Annotated in this window: 11 protein-coding genes; 5 read left to right on the forward strand and 6 right to left on the reverse strand. The window is 39.0% G+C overall.

Features of this window, described 5'->3' with window-relative positions; genetic code table 11:
* The first annotated feature begins 151 nt into the window (after positions 1-151).
* On the forward strand, positions 152-760 hold the full coding sequence (locus tag BEN71_RS03500) for a M17 family peptidase N-terminal domain-containing protein (protein WP_068973074.1): 609 nt from the start codon (positions 152-154) through the stop codon (positions 758-760).
* A 14-nt stretch (positions 761-774) separates the two neighbouring features.
* A complete protein-coding gene (locus tag BEN71_RS03505) occupies positions 775-1,161 on the forward strand; it encodes a hypothetical protein (protein WP_068973075.1) in 387 nt (128 codons plus the stop codon).
* Between the two features lie 347 nt (positions 1,162-1,508).
* On the opposite strand, the gene BEN71_RS03510 is transcribed toward BEN71_RS03505, so the two are convergent.
* The 4 genes from BEN71_RS03510 to BEN71_RS03525 form a co-directional block, all read right to left on the reverse strand.
* Positions 1,509-1,970, reverse strand: a complete 462-nt coding sequence (locus BEN71_RS03510; RefSeq protein WP_068973076.1) for a DUF2147 domain-containing protein — start codon at positions 1,968-1,970, stop codon at positions 1,509-1,511.
* A gap of 165 nt (positions 1,971-2,135) precedes the next feature.
* Positions 2,136-4,274 (reverse strand): phosphate acetyltransferase, encoded by a 2,139-nt coding sequence (gene pta / locus BEN71_RS03515; protein WP_068973077.1) that lies wholly within the window; start codon positions 4,272-4,274, stop codon positions 2,136-2,138.
* A gap of 179 nt (positions 4,275-4,453) precedes the next feature.
* On the reverse strand, positions 4,454-5,671 hold the full coding sequence (locus tag BEN71_RS03520; protein WP_068973078.1) for an acetate/propionate family kinase: 1,218 nt from the start codon (positions 5,669-5,671) through the stop codon (positions 4,454-4,456).
* A gap of 348 nt (positions 5,672-6,019) precedes the next feature.
* Positions 6,020-7,285, reverse strand: coding sequence for a glutamate-5-semialdehyde dehydrogenase (locus BEN71_RS03525; RefSeq protein ID WP_068973079.1), 1,266 nt, complete (start codon positions 7,283-7,285; stop codon positions 6,020-6,022).
* A gap of 302 nt (positions 7,286-7,587) precedes the next feature.
* Here BEN71_RS03525 and BEN71_RS03530 point away from each other — a divergent pair, with 302 nt between their 5' ends.
* The gene (locus BEN71_RS03530) at positions 7,588-8,934 is read left to right on the forward strand and encodes an alpha/beta fold hydrolase (protein WP_068973080.1); all 1,347 of its coding nucleotides are present in this window, start codon (positions 7,588-7,590) and stop codon (positions 8,932-8,934) included.
* A 75-nt stretch (positions 8,935-9,009) separates the two neighbouring features.
* Here BEN71_RS03530 and BEN71_RS03535 read toward each other — a convergent pair whose 3' ends face one another.
* Positions 9,010-9,852, reverse strand: a complete 843-nt coding sequence (locus BEN71_RS03535; protein WP_068973081.1) for a class I SAM-dependent methyltransferase — start codon at positions 9,850-9,852, stop codon at positions 9,010-9,012.
* 149 nt (positions 9,853-10,001) lie between these two features.
* A complete protein-coding gene (gene nagZ / locus BEN71_RS03540) occupies positions 10,002-11,021 on the reverse strand; it encodes a beta-N-acetylhexosaminidase (RefSeq protein ID WP_068973082.1) in 1,020 nt (339 codons plus the stop codon).
* 197 nt (positions 11,022-11,218) lie between these two features.
* Here nagZ and BEN71_RS03545 point away from each other — a divergent pair, with 197 nt between their 5' ends.
* Together BEN71_RS03545 and BEN71_RS03550 are read left to right on the forward strand one after the other, a co-directional pair.
* On the forward strand, positions 11,219-13,402 hold the full coding sequence (locus tag BEN71_RS03545) for a carboxy terminal-processing peptidase (protein WP_068973083.1): 2,184 nt from the start codon (positions 11,219-11,221) through the stop codon (positions 13,400-13,402).
* A gap of 212 nt (positions 13,403-13,614) precedes the next feature.
* Complete coding sequence (locus BEN71_RS03550; protein ID WP_068973084.1) at positions 13,615-15,690, forward strand: bifunctional diguanylate cyclase/phosphodiesterase; 2,076 nt, start codon at positions 13,615-13,617, stop codon at positions 15,688-15,690.
* The last annotated feature ends 87 nt before the right edge of the window (positions 15,691-15,777 follow it).

The following is a 15,777-nucleotide window of genomic DNA, read 5'->3' on the forward strand; positions in this document are numbered from 1 at the left end:
TTAGCAACGATTCAAGGCTCTCTAATTTTGGTTCTGCTAATCGATGCGGTCGTTCTTTTAATCAAAACACCACAAATTATCAGTATTTTTCAACGATTCTTTTTTGTTTAATTCGGCAAAATAACAATAATATCTCTGCCGAACATTGAATATGCTAAATACAAAACAGTTTCACATTGGTCAATACAAAAAATTAAATCTCAATATTGTCACTTGGGATGGTGTAACAGCAGAGGTGGATTTATCCTGCGGTTGTCTATTTGATCATGAAGTTGATCATGCGCCTATACAAGGTGGGCTTGAAGACTTAAACCAAACTTTAAATGACAAGCTTCTGCAAATTCGTCAGCAAAAACTATTTCAAGCCGTACGTTATGAAACCATACTCTTTGATCAGCCACAGCCGAATATTCAGTCTGAAAAAGTCTTGTTAATTGGTATGGGAAGTCCAGAAGATTGGAGCACAGCCGATACCGCAAAAGCAGTACAGATTGCATTTAGAACCGCACAACAATTGGGTTTGGAAAGTGTAGCTTTCGCACCGAGTATTTTAGATACAGGCATACAGATCAAAGCAGATTTGAGCTCTGTTTTAGTTCAGGCTTTGCTTGATGTTTATGATGCACATCTTCAATTGGAACAGTTGGGCTTAGTGAAGCCTTGCACTGTGCAAAATTGGTATTTTGATGCAGGTGATCATCAATTTGAAGAAAAGGCAAATAACTATATTCAAATATTTAAACAACTCACAACACAATAATAGAGAGATTAAATATGAGTGACATTCAGCAAAAACTTAAGTTAAGAGAATTGGAAATTGTCGATGAGCATGATCAACCACGGATTCGACTTAGTGTTGAACAAGGTTTAGCATCAGTTCAATTGTTGAATTTACAAGGCGAAGTTGGCGCTCGTATTGAATTAGATCAAGCCGGATTTTCCAAGATACAACTGGCTTCAATCGCAGAGCCTTTGCTAAATGTCAAACTTGAAATGGATCCCAAAGGCTCACACATCAAATTTGATCATCAGAATGGTGCTTCCAATTATTTGTTTTTAAATAATCAAGGTGCTTCAGGTTTGGTGATGTTAGATGCACAGCAACAGCGTAAGTTTGCTGCGACGGTGAGTGAACAAGGTGTTTTAAAGATTGATCAATAGCGTGGATATTGTGGACTGAAGTAAAGGATTGCCGTTGAATCAACGCCGAATGGTTGTGTAGCGTCGTAATATGTCTTTGTACGCTATGGCGTACATGAATTGAAGGCGTTGTCCAATATACAGCACATCTATATTTTTTTATCATGGGGACATAGAGAGCAGGATGCTCCGAAAATAAAAAGAAAATACAGAACAAGGAATGTGAGGTAAGACAGGAGTCATACCTAAGCATCAAATACGAAAAAAGCCCGACAGGATGTCGGGCTTTTTTTATGTTCAAATTTTACTGATGCGATGTACATTAAAATGAAGGGAGCTTTTAAGCTGTTTTAAAGCTTAGTTATTATTTAGTGAACATCCTGTAACTTGATCCAAAGCATAGAAGTCGTATGGTTTTGCGTGGTGCGACCTGTCATTTGCAGTTGTGTCTTTGAGTGATTCAACTGACCACTGATTTTATATTGGTAACCATTGTCAGGATTTGTCCACAGACCATGGCTAAAGTGACTGTTGTTTGTATTGGTACTAAGCCCTTGTAATACCTCCATACCGATAACAGGTTGGTTTTTAAGGCTTCCAGTACATTTTTGACAGGTTTTTAAATTTTTTGAAGCACCATGCAATTGAGTAATCACGGCACTGTACTGTTGCGTTTTGGAGTTTTTGCGAATCACAATGTCGGAAATATATGCGTCTGTGCGATGATCAATGACTTTCCATGTTCCAATCAGTGGATCGAAAGTATAAGAAAAAGCAGAGCTACTGAATAAGGCAAATGTGAATGCTGTAGATAAGGATTTAAAATTCATAAATAAAAAACAATCAAATAAAAACGTGAATATTATACTTGTTGTGATCGCTATTATTTTTTAAATATTTGATTTAATGTGTCTTTGTTGATTTTAATTTAAAAAAAAACCACCCAATTTTTCAATTGGATGGCTGAGTATCAACTTGAAAATCAGATGAAGTGATTAAGCTTCTTGTTGTGCAGATTGAATCGCAGTTAAGGCGATGGTGAATACAATATCATCCACCAAAGCACCACGAGACAAGTCATTGACTGGTTTATTCAAGCCTTGCAACATTGGTCCTACACTCACGACATTGGCAGAACGTTGTACCGCTTTATAAGTGGTGTTTCCTGTATTTAAATCAGGGAAGATAAATACATTGGCACGACCCGCAACTTTAGAATCAGGTGCTTTAGAACGACCAACACTTTCTACTGAAGCAGCATCGTACTGTAATGGACCATCGATCAATAAATCAGGGCGACGTTGTTTCGCAATCTCAGTGGCTTTCGCGACTTTCTCAACTTCTGCACCTGCGCCTGATGTTCCTGTTGAATAAGAAATCATGGCAATGCGTGGGTCGATACCAAACGCTTTTGCAGAATCTGCTGATTGAATTGCAATTTCAGCCAATTGTTCTGCATCTGGATCAGGGTTAATCGCACAGTCACCGTATACATATACTTCATCAGGCAATAGCATGAAGAATACAGAAGATACCAGTGAATAATCAGGTGCGGTTTTAATCAATTGGAACGCTGGGCGTACAGTATTCGCCGTCGTATGGACAGCACCAGAAACTAAGCCATCGACTTGATCGAGTGCCAACATCATCGTACCGAGTACAACCGTGTCTTGTAGTTGTTCACGTGCTTGCAACTCATTGATTTTGCCTTTACGTAATTCAACCATTTTGGTCACATAGTTTTCACGAATCAGATCAGGATCAATGATTTCTAAGTCAAATGGCAATTCGATATTACGTGCTTTAGCAACTTCAAGAACCGCTTCTGGTTTTGCCAATAAAACACATTGTGCAATTCCACGAGATTGACAAATCGCAGCTGCTTGGATGGTACGTGGTTCATCACCTTCAGGAAGTACAATACGTTTTTTCGCTGCAATTGATTTTTGTACCAATTCATGACGGAATGCAGAAGGTGATAAACGTGGTTTGTAATCACCATTGAGCATTTGAATCAGCCATTCTTGATTGATATGACTTGAAACAAAACGCGTCACTTGATCCGCACGATCGGTATCATCGACTGGGATTTCATTGCTTAAATTCGCCAATTGTTGTGCAGTTTCAAAAGTGCTTAATGGTGTATGTAAAATTGGTAAACCATTTTTAATTGCAGACTGACAGAAATCTAGTACCAATGAATTTGGTTCATGGTGCTCAGTCAAAACAAGACCAGCTAGTGGAATACCATTGCTAGTTGCAAGGCTACTTGCCAGTAATACATCAATACGGTCAGATGCGCTGATAATCAGCTCGCCTGCCGTGAATTTATGTAACTCATGTTCAATATTTGCGGCAATCAAACTGCTGTGTAAGACACGACGTGTTTTTGCTTTACCTTCATTGATCCAAGTGGCTTTGATCTGTTGTGCAAGGTCAGAAATACGTGGCACACTCAAAGTATCGCTAAATGGTACTAAACCAATGATTGGAAACTCAGTTGAGCCAATGTGGGCATGGGTTTTATGAATTTCATTTTTGAAATTATTGGTATCTGAAATTAAACGTAAATTCGGATCAATGGTGACAGGAATCTGTGCAGAATCCGCAGGTAAGCCACGCGTACGCATGAATAAAACACCTGCATTACGCGAAGATGATGCACCACCAAAGTTGCGTAGTTGCGCTTCAACTTTTTCAGCTGTTTGTTCTGGTTTAGTAATATCTGCATTGCTAACAAAAATAACTTTGGCATCTAAAGCTTGAGCCAATGATGCGTTTAAATCACTCGCAAAAGAATCACGTGCAGTAGGTACTAAACCTTCAACAATAATAATATTGTGTGACTTCGCGACTTGGCGTTGTAGGCTGACAGCTTCTTCAAGCAATTCATCAGTTTCACCATTGTTTAATTGCTGAGTCAGCTTCGCATAAGAAATAGGCTCAACTGTATCCAATTTTGAAATATGGCGATACAGTGCCGTGGTACGATCTGGATCGGTATTTAATTCTTGTGAAAATGGTTTTACAAAACCTGCTTTAACACCTTGGCATTCCAAAGCATATACTAAACCTAAACAAGCAGAGGTTAGACCTACGCCTTCTCCAGTTGGAACCAATAAAATCGTTTTCATAGACTATTTCTTTAATAAATAAAAAGCTGTTAATTTTTCAAAGGTTTGTGATGAAAAACTCCGTACAGGATTTGTCGGAGTTCTTCATTTATCTGTTGTGTTTGGGTAAAACCAGATTATTTTCAGTGATGGGATGATGATCAAATCATCCCTTCGACAGCTACAAGTGTTAGGACAGCTTAAGCTGTCGCAACATCAGATTCATGCTTTTTTGCAGCCTGTTGTACCTCATGTTCTACAACGCTTTCAGTTTCTTTAGCAATACGACCTTCTTCATCTGTAGGAACAACCCAGATTTGTGGACCAGTACCTGCATCAATACGACCTTCTGTACCACGTTTTAAACCATCATTGTGTTCTTTGCTGAGGTTGAAACCGAAGTGCGGTAAGTAGGCAATGGTTTTTTCACGGATATAAGCAGAGTTTTCACCAATACCACCCGTGAAGAATAAGCCGTCAATGCGTGGAAGACCACAACTTAAAGCTGCAAGTGATTTTGCTAAACGGTAGCAGAATACTTCAATGGCTAAAGTTGCATCCTCATTGCCTTGCTCAGACGCTTCAATCAAAGTACGCATGTCATTTGAAAGATCAGATAAACCTAATAGACCTGATTGGCTGTTGAGCATCTTATCAATTTTATAGATGTCCCAACCTAAGTTCGAAGCAAGGAAGCTGTGAATACTTGGATCTACATCACCACTACGAGTACCCATCACTACGCCCTCAAGCGGTGTTAAGCCCATAGACGTATCTACAGATTGACCATTCCAGATCGCGCAAGTTGAGCTACCATTACCTAAGTGTGCTGTTAACCAACCACCGTGTTTGTAGCTACCTGCAAGTTCAGAACCACGCTCAGATACATACGCGTGACTTGTACCGTGGAAGCCATAACGGCGTACATTGTGTTCTGTATATAAGAATTTTGGCAATGCATAACGGTATGCATGTGCAGGCATCGTTTGATGGAACGCAGTATCAAAAACAGCAACTTGAGGAAGTTCAGGGAACAAACGCATTGTTGCTTCGATACCCACCAAGTGAGCAGGATTGTGAAGTGGTGCAAGCGGTGTTGCTTCACGAATTTTGTCTACAATTTCAGGTGTTAATAATTCTGCTTTAGTCGAAGTACCGCCGTGTACAACACGGTGACCAATCGCTTTTGGTTTGTATTGAGACAGACGACCTAAGATCGTTTCCAATGCTTTTTCATGGTCAGCATGTGGAATAGAAAGTTCAAGCGGTTGATTACCCGCTGTGACGCCTTTGATACGTGCCTCAGCAGAGCCTAAGTTTTCTGCAAGACCAAAGATTCGATCTTCACGACGTTCAGAAACAAGCGCATATTTGATTGATGAAGATCCGCAGTTAATTACTAATACTGATGTAGACACGTTTTAATACCCGAAATTGTAATTTGAAAAAGTCATCCTGATTGATCTGATTACGCTTCTTTGCAGGGCAATTTAGATCAGTAGTGATGTTTTACCATGTGTAGTTTTTTTGTCCTAGATAGACTTTAGGTGATTAGACTTTTGGATGATCGACCTGAAATTGATTAATATTTAATATTTATCAGTTGATTGCTAAAAATTATCACTCATTTACACGCTTCGCTAGAGTCTTTATGTTTTTCTTGTAAGCAAAAGATTTTTTTGAATATTCACAAAAAAACAGATTGAAAATAAAAAACTCAGTACCTATTGAAATAAATACTGAGTTTATATTGCTAATTTATTGAATTATTGGCGAATTTGCCCATCACCTAAAACAATCCATTTTTGCGAGGTTAAGCCTTCTAGACCGACTGGACCACGTGCATGGATTTTATCAGTTGAAATACCGATCTCAGCACCTAAGCCATATTCAAAACCATCGGCAAAGCGGGTTGACGCATTGACCATCACTGAACTTGAATCCACACGTGTTAAGAATTGACGTGCTAGGCTAAAGTTTTCAGTAATAATCGCATCGGTATGGTGTGAACCATATTTGTTGATGTGTTCAATCGCTTCTTCAATTCCAGAAACAATTTTGACTGCCAAAATTGGACCTAAATATTCTTCATACCAATCTTCTTCACTGGCAGGCTTTACGGTATCACCTAAAAGTTTTTGTACTTTTAGGCAACCACGTAACTCCACTTGTTTTTCAGCATAGAGTTCAGCAATGCGCGGTAAAAATTCATCAGCAATTTTTTCATCCACAAGCAAACTTTCCATGGCATTACATACACCATAGCGATGCGTTTTGGCATTTAGTGCGATTGGCAAAGCTTTATGTAGGTCTGCTTGTGCTTCCACAAAGACATGACAATTACCATCCAAATGTTTAATCACTGGAATTGTTGCTTCATTGGTAATTCGTTCAATCAAGCCTTTACCACCACGCGGTACGATGACATCGACATATTCAGTCATGGTAATCAATTGACCGACAGCAGCACGATCAGGTGTATTGAGGACTTGCACGCAAGTCTCAGGTAAACCAGCCGCTTTTAAACCATGTTGAACTGCTTCAGCAATCGCTTGGTTAGAGTTCAATGCTTCAGAGCCACCACGTAAAATAATCGCATTTCCTGACTTGAGTGCAAGAGAGGCAGCTTCAAGGGTCACGTTCGGACGTGACTCATAAATCATGCCGACTACGCCTAAAGGCACACGCATTTTACCAATTTGAATGCCGGTAGGGCGGTAAGCCAAATCTGTGATTTCACCGATTGGGTCAACGAGGCTAATCACATCTTTTAAGCCTTGTAGCATCCCTTTAAAGCGTGTGGGGTTGAGTTCTAAGCGATCAAGTAGGGCACTATCCAAGTTGTTGTCACGACCTTTGGTCATGTCAATTTGGTTGGCAGCTAAAATTTGCGGTTCACTATTTTCTAAAGCAGTATAAATAGCAGATAAGGCATTATTTTTTGCAAGTGTAGTCGCACCAGCCAAAACACGAGAGGCTTGGCGAGCTTGTTGACCTACAGTTTGCATATACTGTTCGATGGAATCTTGCATAGCAGTTTATTTGATCACTTAGAAATTTCCCTTTGATAGTAGCAGTCTAAGCAATAGCAAGGAAGTATTTCTCTGAAATAAACTTGTTCTCAAGCTTACCTATTCATATTTTGCAAATCTTTTTACCATTTAAACAAGATAAGCGGTCAATTTAGCGATTGCGTATAAATCAGACATCTGTAAGAATGAAACAATAAGGACATTGATGTGATACAGAACTTATACGTATCACAAATTTGAAAGAATAATGTAGGTTATATTTCTTGCAGATTAAAAGAATAAAGCAGGGATGGAGGAAGGATATGAATTCCATTATCCAAATGGACACCGAAACGAACCAAACTTTAACAAGCTTTGGTTTTTTTGATATCTATCATAAAAACAGCTTTAAAGAACAGCCTCGAGAGACATGGATTGATGGCTGGAAAGTTGAATATATGGCAATCGCAGATCCTCGAACGATTCACAATACGCCTATTGTGATTGTCGGTGGGGCATTCCAAAATTTTAATTCCTATAAGTATTGTGTTGAGCAATTCTTTGAAAGTGGTCCAGTCATTCTCATTGATTTGCCTTCTATGGGTGCAAATCAACAAATTACCAATGTGGATACGGGGTTGTCTGCAGGTACATTGGCATTACCTGATCTTTCACAAATGTTAGGTCAATGGCTTGATATTGTGAATATTCAAAAAGTTGCTGTAGTCGGTATTTCCTTAGGTTCTGTAATTGCCTCATTCTTTGTAGATCAACGTCCAGAATTGGTAGAACGCATGATTCTGATGGGCGTGATGCAGGAAACCCGAAAAAGTTGGCGGATGCTACTTGAAGAATCTTTGATGTTGATGAAAGAACAACGCATGGATGAGTTTGGGCAAGCCGTCATTCTATATTTGGTCAATCATGCCAAAATGGATAAAACTCGTATGTCGCCAACAGCGAAAAGATTGTTCTTTAAGCAAATGGCAGAGTTTTCCAATACTGAACAAGAACGCTATGAAATTAACTGTAATCGCTTATTGCGTCTAAGTCATGTGCCTGCGCCACAAGTCAATACATTGGTGGCATGTGGTCAGTATGATAGTTTTACTTTGCCTCATGAAAATGCAAAATTTGCGATGCAATGCCCAGATATGCAGTTTGCGATGATTGCCAATGCAGATCATGTCCCACAATTGCAACGTCGTAAAGAAACCATGCATCTATTCACAACTTATCTACAAGGTAAATCGATTCAAGGTCTGGATGGCATTATTAACTTTACACGTGAGGAAATGCAAAACATTGAACGTCGTGGAGAAGCTCGTATCGCAGTACTTGAGCCACATCGTCAATTAACGCATCGACATTCCCATAAAGTTGTATCTGTTGAAGTCATGGATGTGAATTATTTTGGTTTACTGATGAAGCTTGATACGCAAAATGACTTGGATTTTGTCAATGCGCATACCCGTGATTTAGCTTTGAATTTAAGTGATGATGAAGGTGAGTTTGCGATTGAATGTTTGATTTTTGAAACTTCAGAGCAGGGTATTCGTGCCTTATTCAAACATGGTAGTTTTGAAAATGCAGATCGTTTGTTACGTTTTATTGCACGTCAAAGTCAAGGTCAAGAAACGTGTGAAGTGGAAGAGGAAGCTCTGGCTTAAGTGATGGTTGACTAAAGATTGTTGATGTAAAAAACCAGTCGAATGACTGGTTTTTTTATTGTGTATTGAGATTGGTTATAGACTCGCATCAATCATCCAGACCAAATCACCTAAATGTTCTTCAGGATCTAATCCCACTTTGTCTTTTTTGAAATAAAGGCTGGGTTGAATCACTTGAACTTTAGAAAAGCCTGCCTGTTGCATAAAATTGCGTACTTCTTCAGGAGTAACAAAGTGAAAGCTAAAGGCACTTCGTGACATGACTTTTAACAGCTTACTACTGCTCCAAATGACTTTGGCAAGTTTATTTTTCACTGGCTCAGGATAAAGATCAGTGAGGTAATGTAGTGATTGGAAGTCTTTGCCATAATATGCAATGGATTGAATGAGTTGTTGTAAAAGCTCTTTGGTAAAATAATTAATTAAGCCTTCACTGATCACCACCAATGGACGACTTGGATCGAAAACCTCAAACGCTTTTTGGAAGTCTTCAGTAAATAGATCGACTGAGAGTACTTCAGGGCTATTAGCATCAATTTGTTTGAGCGCTGTTTGTTTAGTATTTGCCATATCGGGCAAATCCAGTTCACGATAGTCAATCATTGGATAATGTTGTCTAAACCACCAGCCACGTGGTGAAAGCCCAGCTGCTATTTCTAGCACTTGTAAGTTAGGATGTTGCTCAATCAATTGGCGGAGATGATCGTCAAGCATGGTATGGCGTTCTTTGAGTGTAGTCCGCATGCTACCACCGACATATTTTTCGCCCCAGCTTTCGATGGGGTGCGCAATCATTGCCAAAGTTTTACCTTTGGAGGTTGCGAGTAGTGGGTGTGAAATCCCCATTTGATACCAGATATAGCCTGTGTAGTGAGCTGTAAATGAAATATGGCGATGCTTCGATAGCGCTTGAGTCATGGTTATCCTTAACTTTTCTTTTTTTAATTTAAAATTTACTTTACAGAGATTAAACGATAATCAAAAAGGAATATGAAAATTTAATTTATTCAATAATACCTTAAATCCTCCCCAACCCTCCTTTTTTAAAAGGAGGGAGCTTTATCTTTTTAAAGTGAATTCTTAAAATCTTCAATGACTTTTTTGACAGCCTGCCATTCATTTCCAAGATCGAGAGTTTCGCCAATGTTAATTTGTGGAATTTTCCCACGCATGCGCTCTAAACGCTCTTGATTCGGCATAGGTAAATTTTCGATACCACTTAGTGCTGTGCATGCTGATTCACGATTATTACATACCAAGCCCATATCACAACCAGCATCTAGAGCTGCACGAATACGAGCATCTGCACCACCTGCGACACAGGCTGCTTGCATGCTTAAATCATCAGAGAATAACACGCCATCAAACTTCAATTCTTGACGTAAGACTTTTTGAATCCAATACGGTGAAAAACCTGCTGGATTTGGATCGACTTTTTCATAGATCACATGCGCAGGCATCAGTGCATCTAACTGCGATTGTAGTTTGATAAAGCTTTGCATGTCATTATCGTAAATATCTTGATATTCACGAGTATCAACCGCTGCTGCAACATGCGAATCTGCTTTTACAGAACCATGACCAGGAAAATGTTTGCCTGTAGTCGCCATGCCCGCACGTTGCATACCTTTCATAAATGCACTTGCAAGTGGCACGATATCTTGTACATTCTTTGCAAAAGCACGATCACCAATCACATCACTAATATCATTGAGATCTAAAACGGGTGCAAAACTAAAATCAATACCGACAGCGAGGACTTCGATTGCCATGAGCCAACCGCATTGTTCAACCAGTTCTAGTGCTTTTTCAGGTTGGGTTAAGTAAAGTTCACCAAACTTACCCATAGCAGGAAGTAGTGTGAACCCATTTTTTAAGCGTTGTACGCGACCACCTTCTTGATCCACAGCGATCAGAATATCAGGTCGAATACGACGCATATGATCGGTTAAGGCACGGACTTGTGCAGGAGATTCTATATTTCTTGAAAATAAAATCATGCCACCGACTTGCGGAGCTTGTAATAGTTCAATATCTTCTTGAGTAAGTTCTGTGCCTGCAATATCAAGCATCAATGCGCCGATCATAGGAATCCACGGTTGTATTTATATAAACTTGGAAACAATACCCGATTTCTGCAATGATTTGCTACATTTACACCGTACAGATTATGATAAAACTACACAACATAAACAGATAAAGTTGTTTAAGATCTTGAAACTGTTGAGTTCAGATTGAAAAACGCTATAGAAATTGGGAAACCTCTAGGAAGTATTAAGAATTTATGAAACTTCAAAATCTCGTTTGCGCCATAGCACTTGTCACTGGTGGTTTATTTTTCACGCATACAATTAATCAAGCAGTGGCTGAAACCAATGCGACTAAAGTGTCTCAATCTATTCAGCCCTCACAAGAACAAGCCTTGGTGACTCGCCAGTTGGCTGCGCTTATTGACCGTCAACATTATTTGAATATGCGTTTGGATGCGAATACATCAAGTCGCATTCTAGATATGTATATCGACAGTCTTGATCCAGAGCACACCTTATTTTTAGCTTCAGAAGTTGAGCAGTATAAAAAAGAATATGGTGCCACTTTAGGTGCAAAATTAAAAGCAGGTGATTTAACGGGGCCATTTGCGATTCATGCACATTATCGTGCGAGATTAAAAGAATTTTATGAATTTGAATTGGCTGAACTGAAAAAAACACAAAATTTAAAGCAGTCTAATGAGTTTATTGATACTGATCGTGAAAAAGCAGCATTTTTTGGTAGTAAAGCCGAATTAGAAAATTACTGGCGTAAAATGTTAGTTTCTCAGTTGATCAATCTAACGATTTCTAAAGAAGAAGATCAAGCTAAACAGAAAGCACTCAAAGATGATCCAACTTTGGCGAATGGGCAAGATCTAACAGCATCTGAGGATTTGACCCCAGCTCAGACATTGACCAAGCGTTATACTCGTCAATTGGCACGTATCGGACGTACCAAAAGTGATGATGTGTTAGAGCGTATTCTTAATGCAATGACACTCACTTATGATCCGCATAGCAATTATTTCCCTCCTGTCGATGCAATGGAGTTAAATCGTCAAACAACCTTGCAACTTGAAGGGATTGGTGTGTCGATTCGTCCTGAACGTGGTAATGAGGATTACACCAAAATTGAAACCATTGTGGACGGTGGTCCTGCAAGTAAAACAGGACAAGTCAAATCAGGTGACCGAATCATAGGTGTTGCACAAGATGGCGAAGCAATGGTGGATGTCATTGGTTGGCCGAGTTCTGAAATTGTCGGTTTAATTCGTGGTAAGCGTGGCACCAAAGTTTCTGTGAAACTTCTTGGCGCAGGTGCAGCGATGAATCAAGCGCGTGTGGTGACGATTACTCGTGACATTATCCAAGAAGAAGACGCAGGCGTGCGTTCACGTACAGTTGAAGTGACACGTGATGGGAAAAATCATAAGTTTGGTGTTGTAGAAATTCCATCATTCTATTTGAACTATCGTGCGCGTCGTGCAGGAACTGAATATCGTTCAGTGGCGGAAGATACCAATAATGCATTGAAATCATTAGCAGCGCAGAATGTTGAAGGAATCATTGTTGATTTACGTAATAACCCTGGTGGCTCACTAGAAGAAGTTGCCAAAATGATTGGTCAGGTTGTCAAAGAAGGTCCAGTGGTTCAAATCCGTGATGGCAATGGTAATGTCAGTGTATTTGAAGATACCGATGGCGGTGCACAAACTTATGCAGGTCCAATGGCAGTCTTAGTGAATCTGGCATCTGCTTCAGCAAGCGAAATCTATTCTGCTGCATTACAAGATTATGATCGTGCAGTCATTCTTGGAAGTACAACCACAGGTAAGGGAACTGCACAAGTTCAATTGGATAGTTTGGCTTATGGTCAAGCAACTTTGACGCAACGTAAATTTTATCGAATTACGGGTGGAAGTACTCAAAATAAAGGCGTTATTCCCGATATCAAGTTAGTTGATATTTACGACGAAGAGTTTGGTGAACGTAAAGCCAAGAATGCATTGAAATGGGATACCATTCCAACCGCACCATTCAAGCGTGAAGGTTCGATTCAACCTTATGTGGCTCAACTCAGCGAAAAGTCGAAAATCCGTGTCAGTACTGACCCTCAGTTTCAATATTTGAGTACGCGGAAGACGATTGCTCAAGAAGCCAAAGATCAAAAGCAAATTTCTTTAGATATTGAAAAGCGTAAAGCGGACTTACTCGCACTTGAAGCAAAAACCTTGGCTGCTGAAAATAAGCGCCGTTCTGAAACAGGTTTAAAACCTTATTCGAATTGGGAAAGCTACCAAGCAAGCTTGGATGCTTTAGCAGAATCTCGAGCAAAAATGAAGGTGAATCAGCGTCCTGCATTACCTGAGGAGGAAACGTTTGTGAACGAAGCTGCCAATGTTTTGTTAGATTTAGCACATATCAATAAAAAATAACTAAACACTATTTTTAATTGAATTTAAAAAGTATATCTCGGATATACTTTTTTTTTATTCTGTTTAAAAAATAACTTGACCTTCAATAGGATAGTGATATTTTAAGGAGGACTAACGTTCTTTAAAAAATGTGAATATTATCGCAGTTATGCGTTGTAAGTATTGGAGTTTCCTAATTACAATAACAGGTTCATTACTGGAAGAAAATTTTTATGAGTTATATGAGTTATGATAGTAGTCTCGTAATTGGGTCTGCATGCGTTGCAGTATTCATTTGTTACGTGGCTATTTCATTGGAGCAACTCATATTTGTACCACGTACGCCTCGTGGGCGGAAAATAATATTATGCCTCAGTGGAATGGTCTTTGGATTTGCAATTTGGGCGATGCATTTCGTTGGGATGCTGGCTTGTCACTTGCCTGAAGGTTACTTTTTTGATCCAACCTTAACCGTTATTTCTTATGTAATCGCTGCATTTGCTTCCACCTTTGCAATTTGGTTAACGACTCGAGATACGTTGCCGATCACGCGCCTAGTCTTAGGTGCATTGTTGATGGGATTTGGGATCTCAGGCATGCACTATGTGGGTATGTTAGGGTTAAACCTACCAAACCAGCAGATTCATTATAATTTAATTATTGTTTTCTTCTCAGTTATGATCGCGATTAGTGGATCTGGTCTTTCTTTTTGGTTAGCTTTTAAATACAAGAATACCTTTAACCATAAAATGCTCTATAAATCTGCGGTGTCTATCATGATCGCATTGAGTATCGTGGGTATGCACTATACTGGTATGAGTGCTGCGACGATTTCTTCAATAGACGCAGGGCACTTCTCTGAGCATATTCATGAAGGGCAGGGTATTTTATTATTTACGATTCTTTTTGTGGCAAGTCTGGTGTTGGTTTCAGCTTTTTGTGTCGCCATTTTAGAACGACGATTAGAAGAGCGTAGTTTGCAACTCATTCAGGCAAATAAAGAACTTGAATATTTAGTCCTTCAAGACAATTTAACTAAACTTCCAAATCGTCTTTTTTTGGTTCAATACACAGATTCTTTATTTCTAGAACTTAAAGAATCTCCTCATAAAATTGCATTTTTATATATTGATTTAGATCGCTTTAAGTCTGTGAACGATGCTTTTGGTCATCATATTGGTGATGAGCTTTTAGTGAAATTAGCACAACGTTTATACCCTCTTTTGGAAGAGGGGCAGAAGTTGATTCGAATTGGTGGTGATGAGTTTCTGATGATTTTAGAAAATGCTAATCGTCCTCAAGTTGAACAATTGGCAGAGCTTTTTTTGAATAAAATTCAAGACAGTTTTCAAATCTCAGGTAAAGAAATTAATATTTCAGCCAGTATTGGCATCGTATTTTTTCCAGATCATGGACAAAATTTACAAGATCTTCTGATCAATGCTGATTCCGCAATGATGCAATCGAAAGAACAGGGGCGTAATACCTATAGTATTTATAACAACTCTTTAGATCAGCAACACCAAAGCCGAAGTCAATCTAAGTTGATTAATGACTTGTATAAAGCAGTAGAAGAACAACAATTTATTCTATTTTATCAACCTAAATTTACCTCTGAATATAAAATTTGTGGTGTTGAAGCATTAATTCGATGGAAGCATCCGACTTTAGGTTTACTCGCACCCAATATGTTCATTGATGGTGCTGAACAAACAGGGTTGATTATTCGGATGGGTTATTGGGCTTTAGAGCAGGCTTGTCAGCAAATTCAAGCATGGGAAGAAAAACAATTTCAATTCTGTCCAGTTGCTGTAAATCTTTCAGCGGTACAATTTGAACATAAGCATTTGATTGATACTTTAGAAAAATTGATTCAAAAATATAAGATCAAATGTGGTCATTTGATCATTGAAATTACTGAATCTACAGCCATGCATCATATTGACAGTAGTATTCGAACATTTGAAAAATTAAGAAATTTAGGAATTAGGTTGGCAATTGATGACTTCGGTACAGGGCATTCGAGTTTCTTATATTTAAAAGATTTGCCCGTAGATGAGCTGAAGATTGATCGTGAATTCATTCGTAATTTATGTGAAGGTTCGAAAGAAGAAATTATTTTAGAAAGTATTATTCATCTCGCGATTCGTCTAGGTCTTGTTGTAACTGCTGAAGGTGTTGAAACTGAACAACAAGCGGAAATTCTTAAGCGTTTAGGGTGTCAGCAATTGCAAGGCTATTTATTGGGAATGCCGTTGCCTGTAGAGCGATTTGAAGCAAATTATAATATTGAACATACGATTTCTTAACTTCAGCTTAGATTTCTACCCATGTAAAAGCACAGTCATAAAAGCACCGGCATAAAAACTACTATCAAGATTAGCTCGTAGCAGGAT

The organism is Acinetobacter wuhouensis (assembly GCF_001696605.3).
Taxonomy (GTDB): domain Bacteria; phylum Pseudomonadota; class Gammaproteobacteria; order Pseudomonadales; family Moraxellaceae; genus Acinetobacter; species Acinetobacter wuhouensis.

Coding starts and splice junctions, on each gene's coding strand:
- BEN71_RS03505 (WP_068973075.1), top strand. CDS start 775: ATGAGTGACATTCAGCAAAAACTTAAGTTAAGAGAATTGGAAATTGTC.
- BEN71_RS03530 (WP_068973080.1), top strand. CDS start 7,588: ATGAATTCCATTATCCAAATGGACACCGAAACGAACCAAACTTTAACA.
- pta (WP_068973077.1), bottom strand. CDS start 4,274: ATGAAAACGATTTTATTGGTTCCAACTGGAGAAGGCGTAGGTCTAACC.
- BEN71_RS03545 (WP_068973083.1), top strand. CDS start 11,219: ATGAAACTTCAAAATCTCGTTTGCGCCATAGCACTTGTCACTGGTGGT.
- BEN71_RS03550 (WP_068973084.1), top strand. CDS start 13,615: ATGAGTTATATGAGTTATGATAGTAGTCTCGTAATTGGGTCTGCATGC.
- BEN71_RS03525 (WP_068973079.1), bottom strand. CDS start 7,285: ATGCAAGATTCCATCGAACAGTATATGCAAACTGTAGGTCAACAAGCT.
- BEN71_RS03535 (WP_068973081.1), bottom strand. CDS start 9,852: ATGACTCAAGCGCTATCGAAGCATCGCCATATTTCATTTACAGCTCAC.
- nagZ (WP_068973082.1), bottom strand. CDS start 11,021: ATGATCGGCGCATTGATGCTTGATATTGCAGGCACAGAACTTACTCAA.
- BEN71_RS03510 (WP_068973076.1), bottom strand. CDS start 1,970: ATGAATTTTAAATCCTTATCTACAGCATTCACATTTGCCTTATTCAGT.
- BEN71_RS03500 (WP_068973074.1), top strand. CDS start 152: ATGCTAAATACAAAACAGTTTCACATTGGTCAATACAAAAAATTAAAT.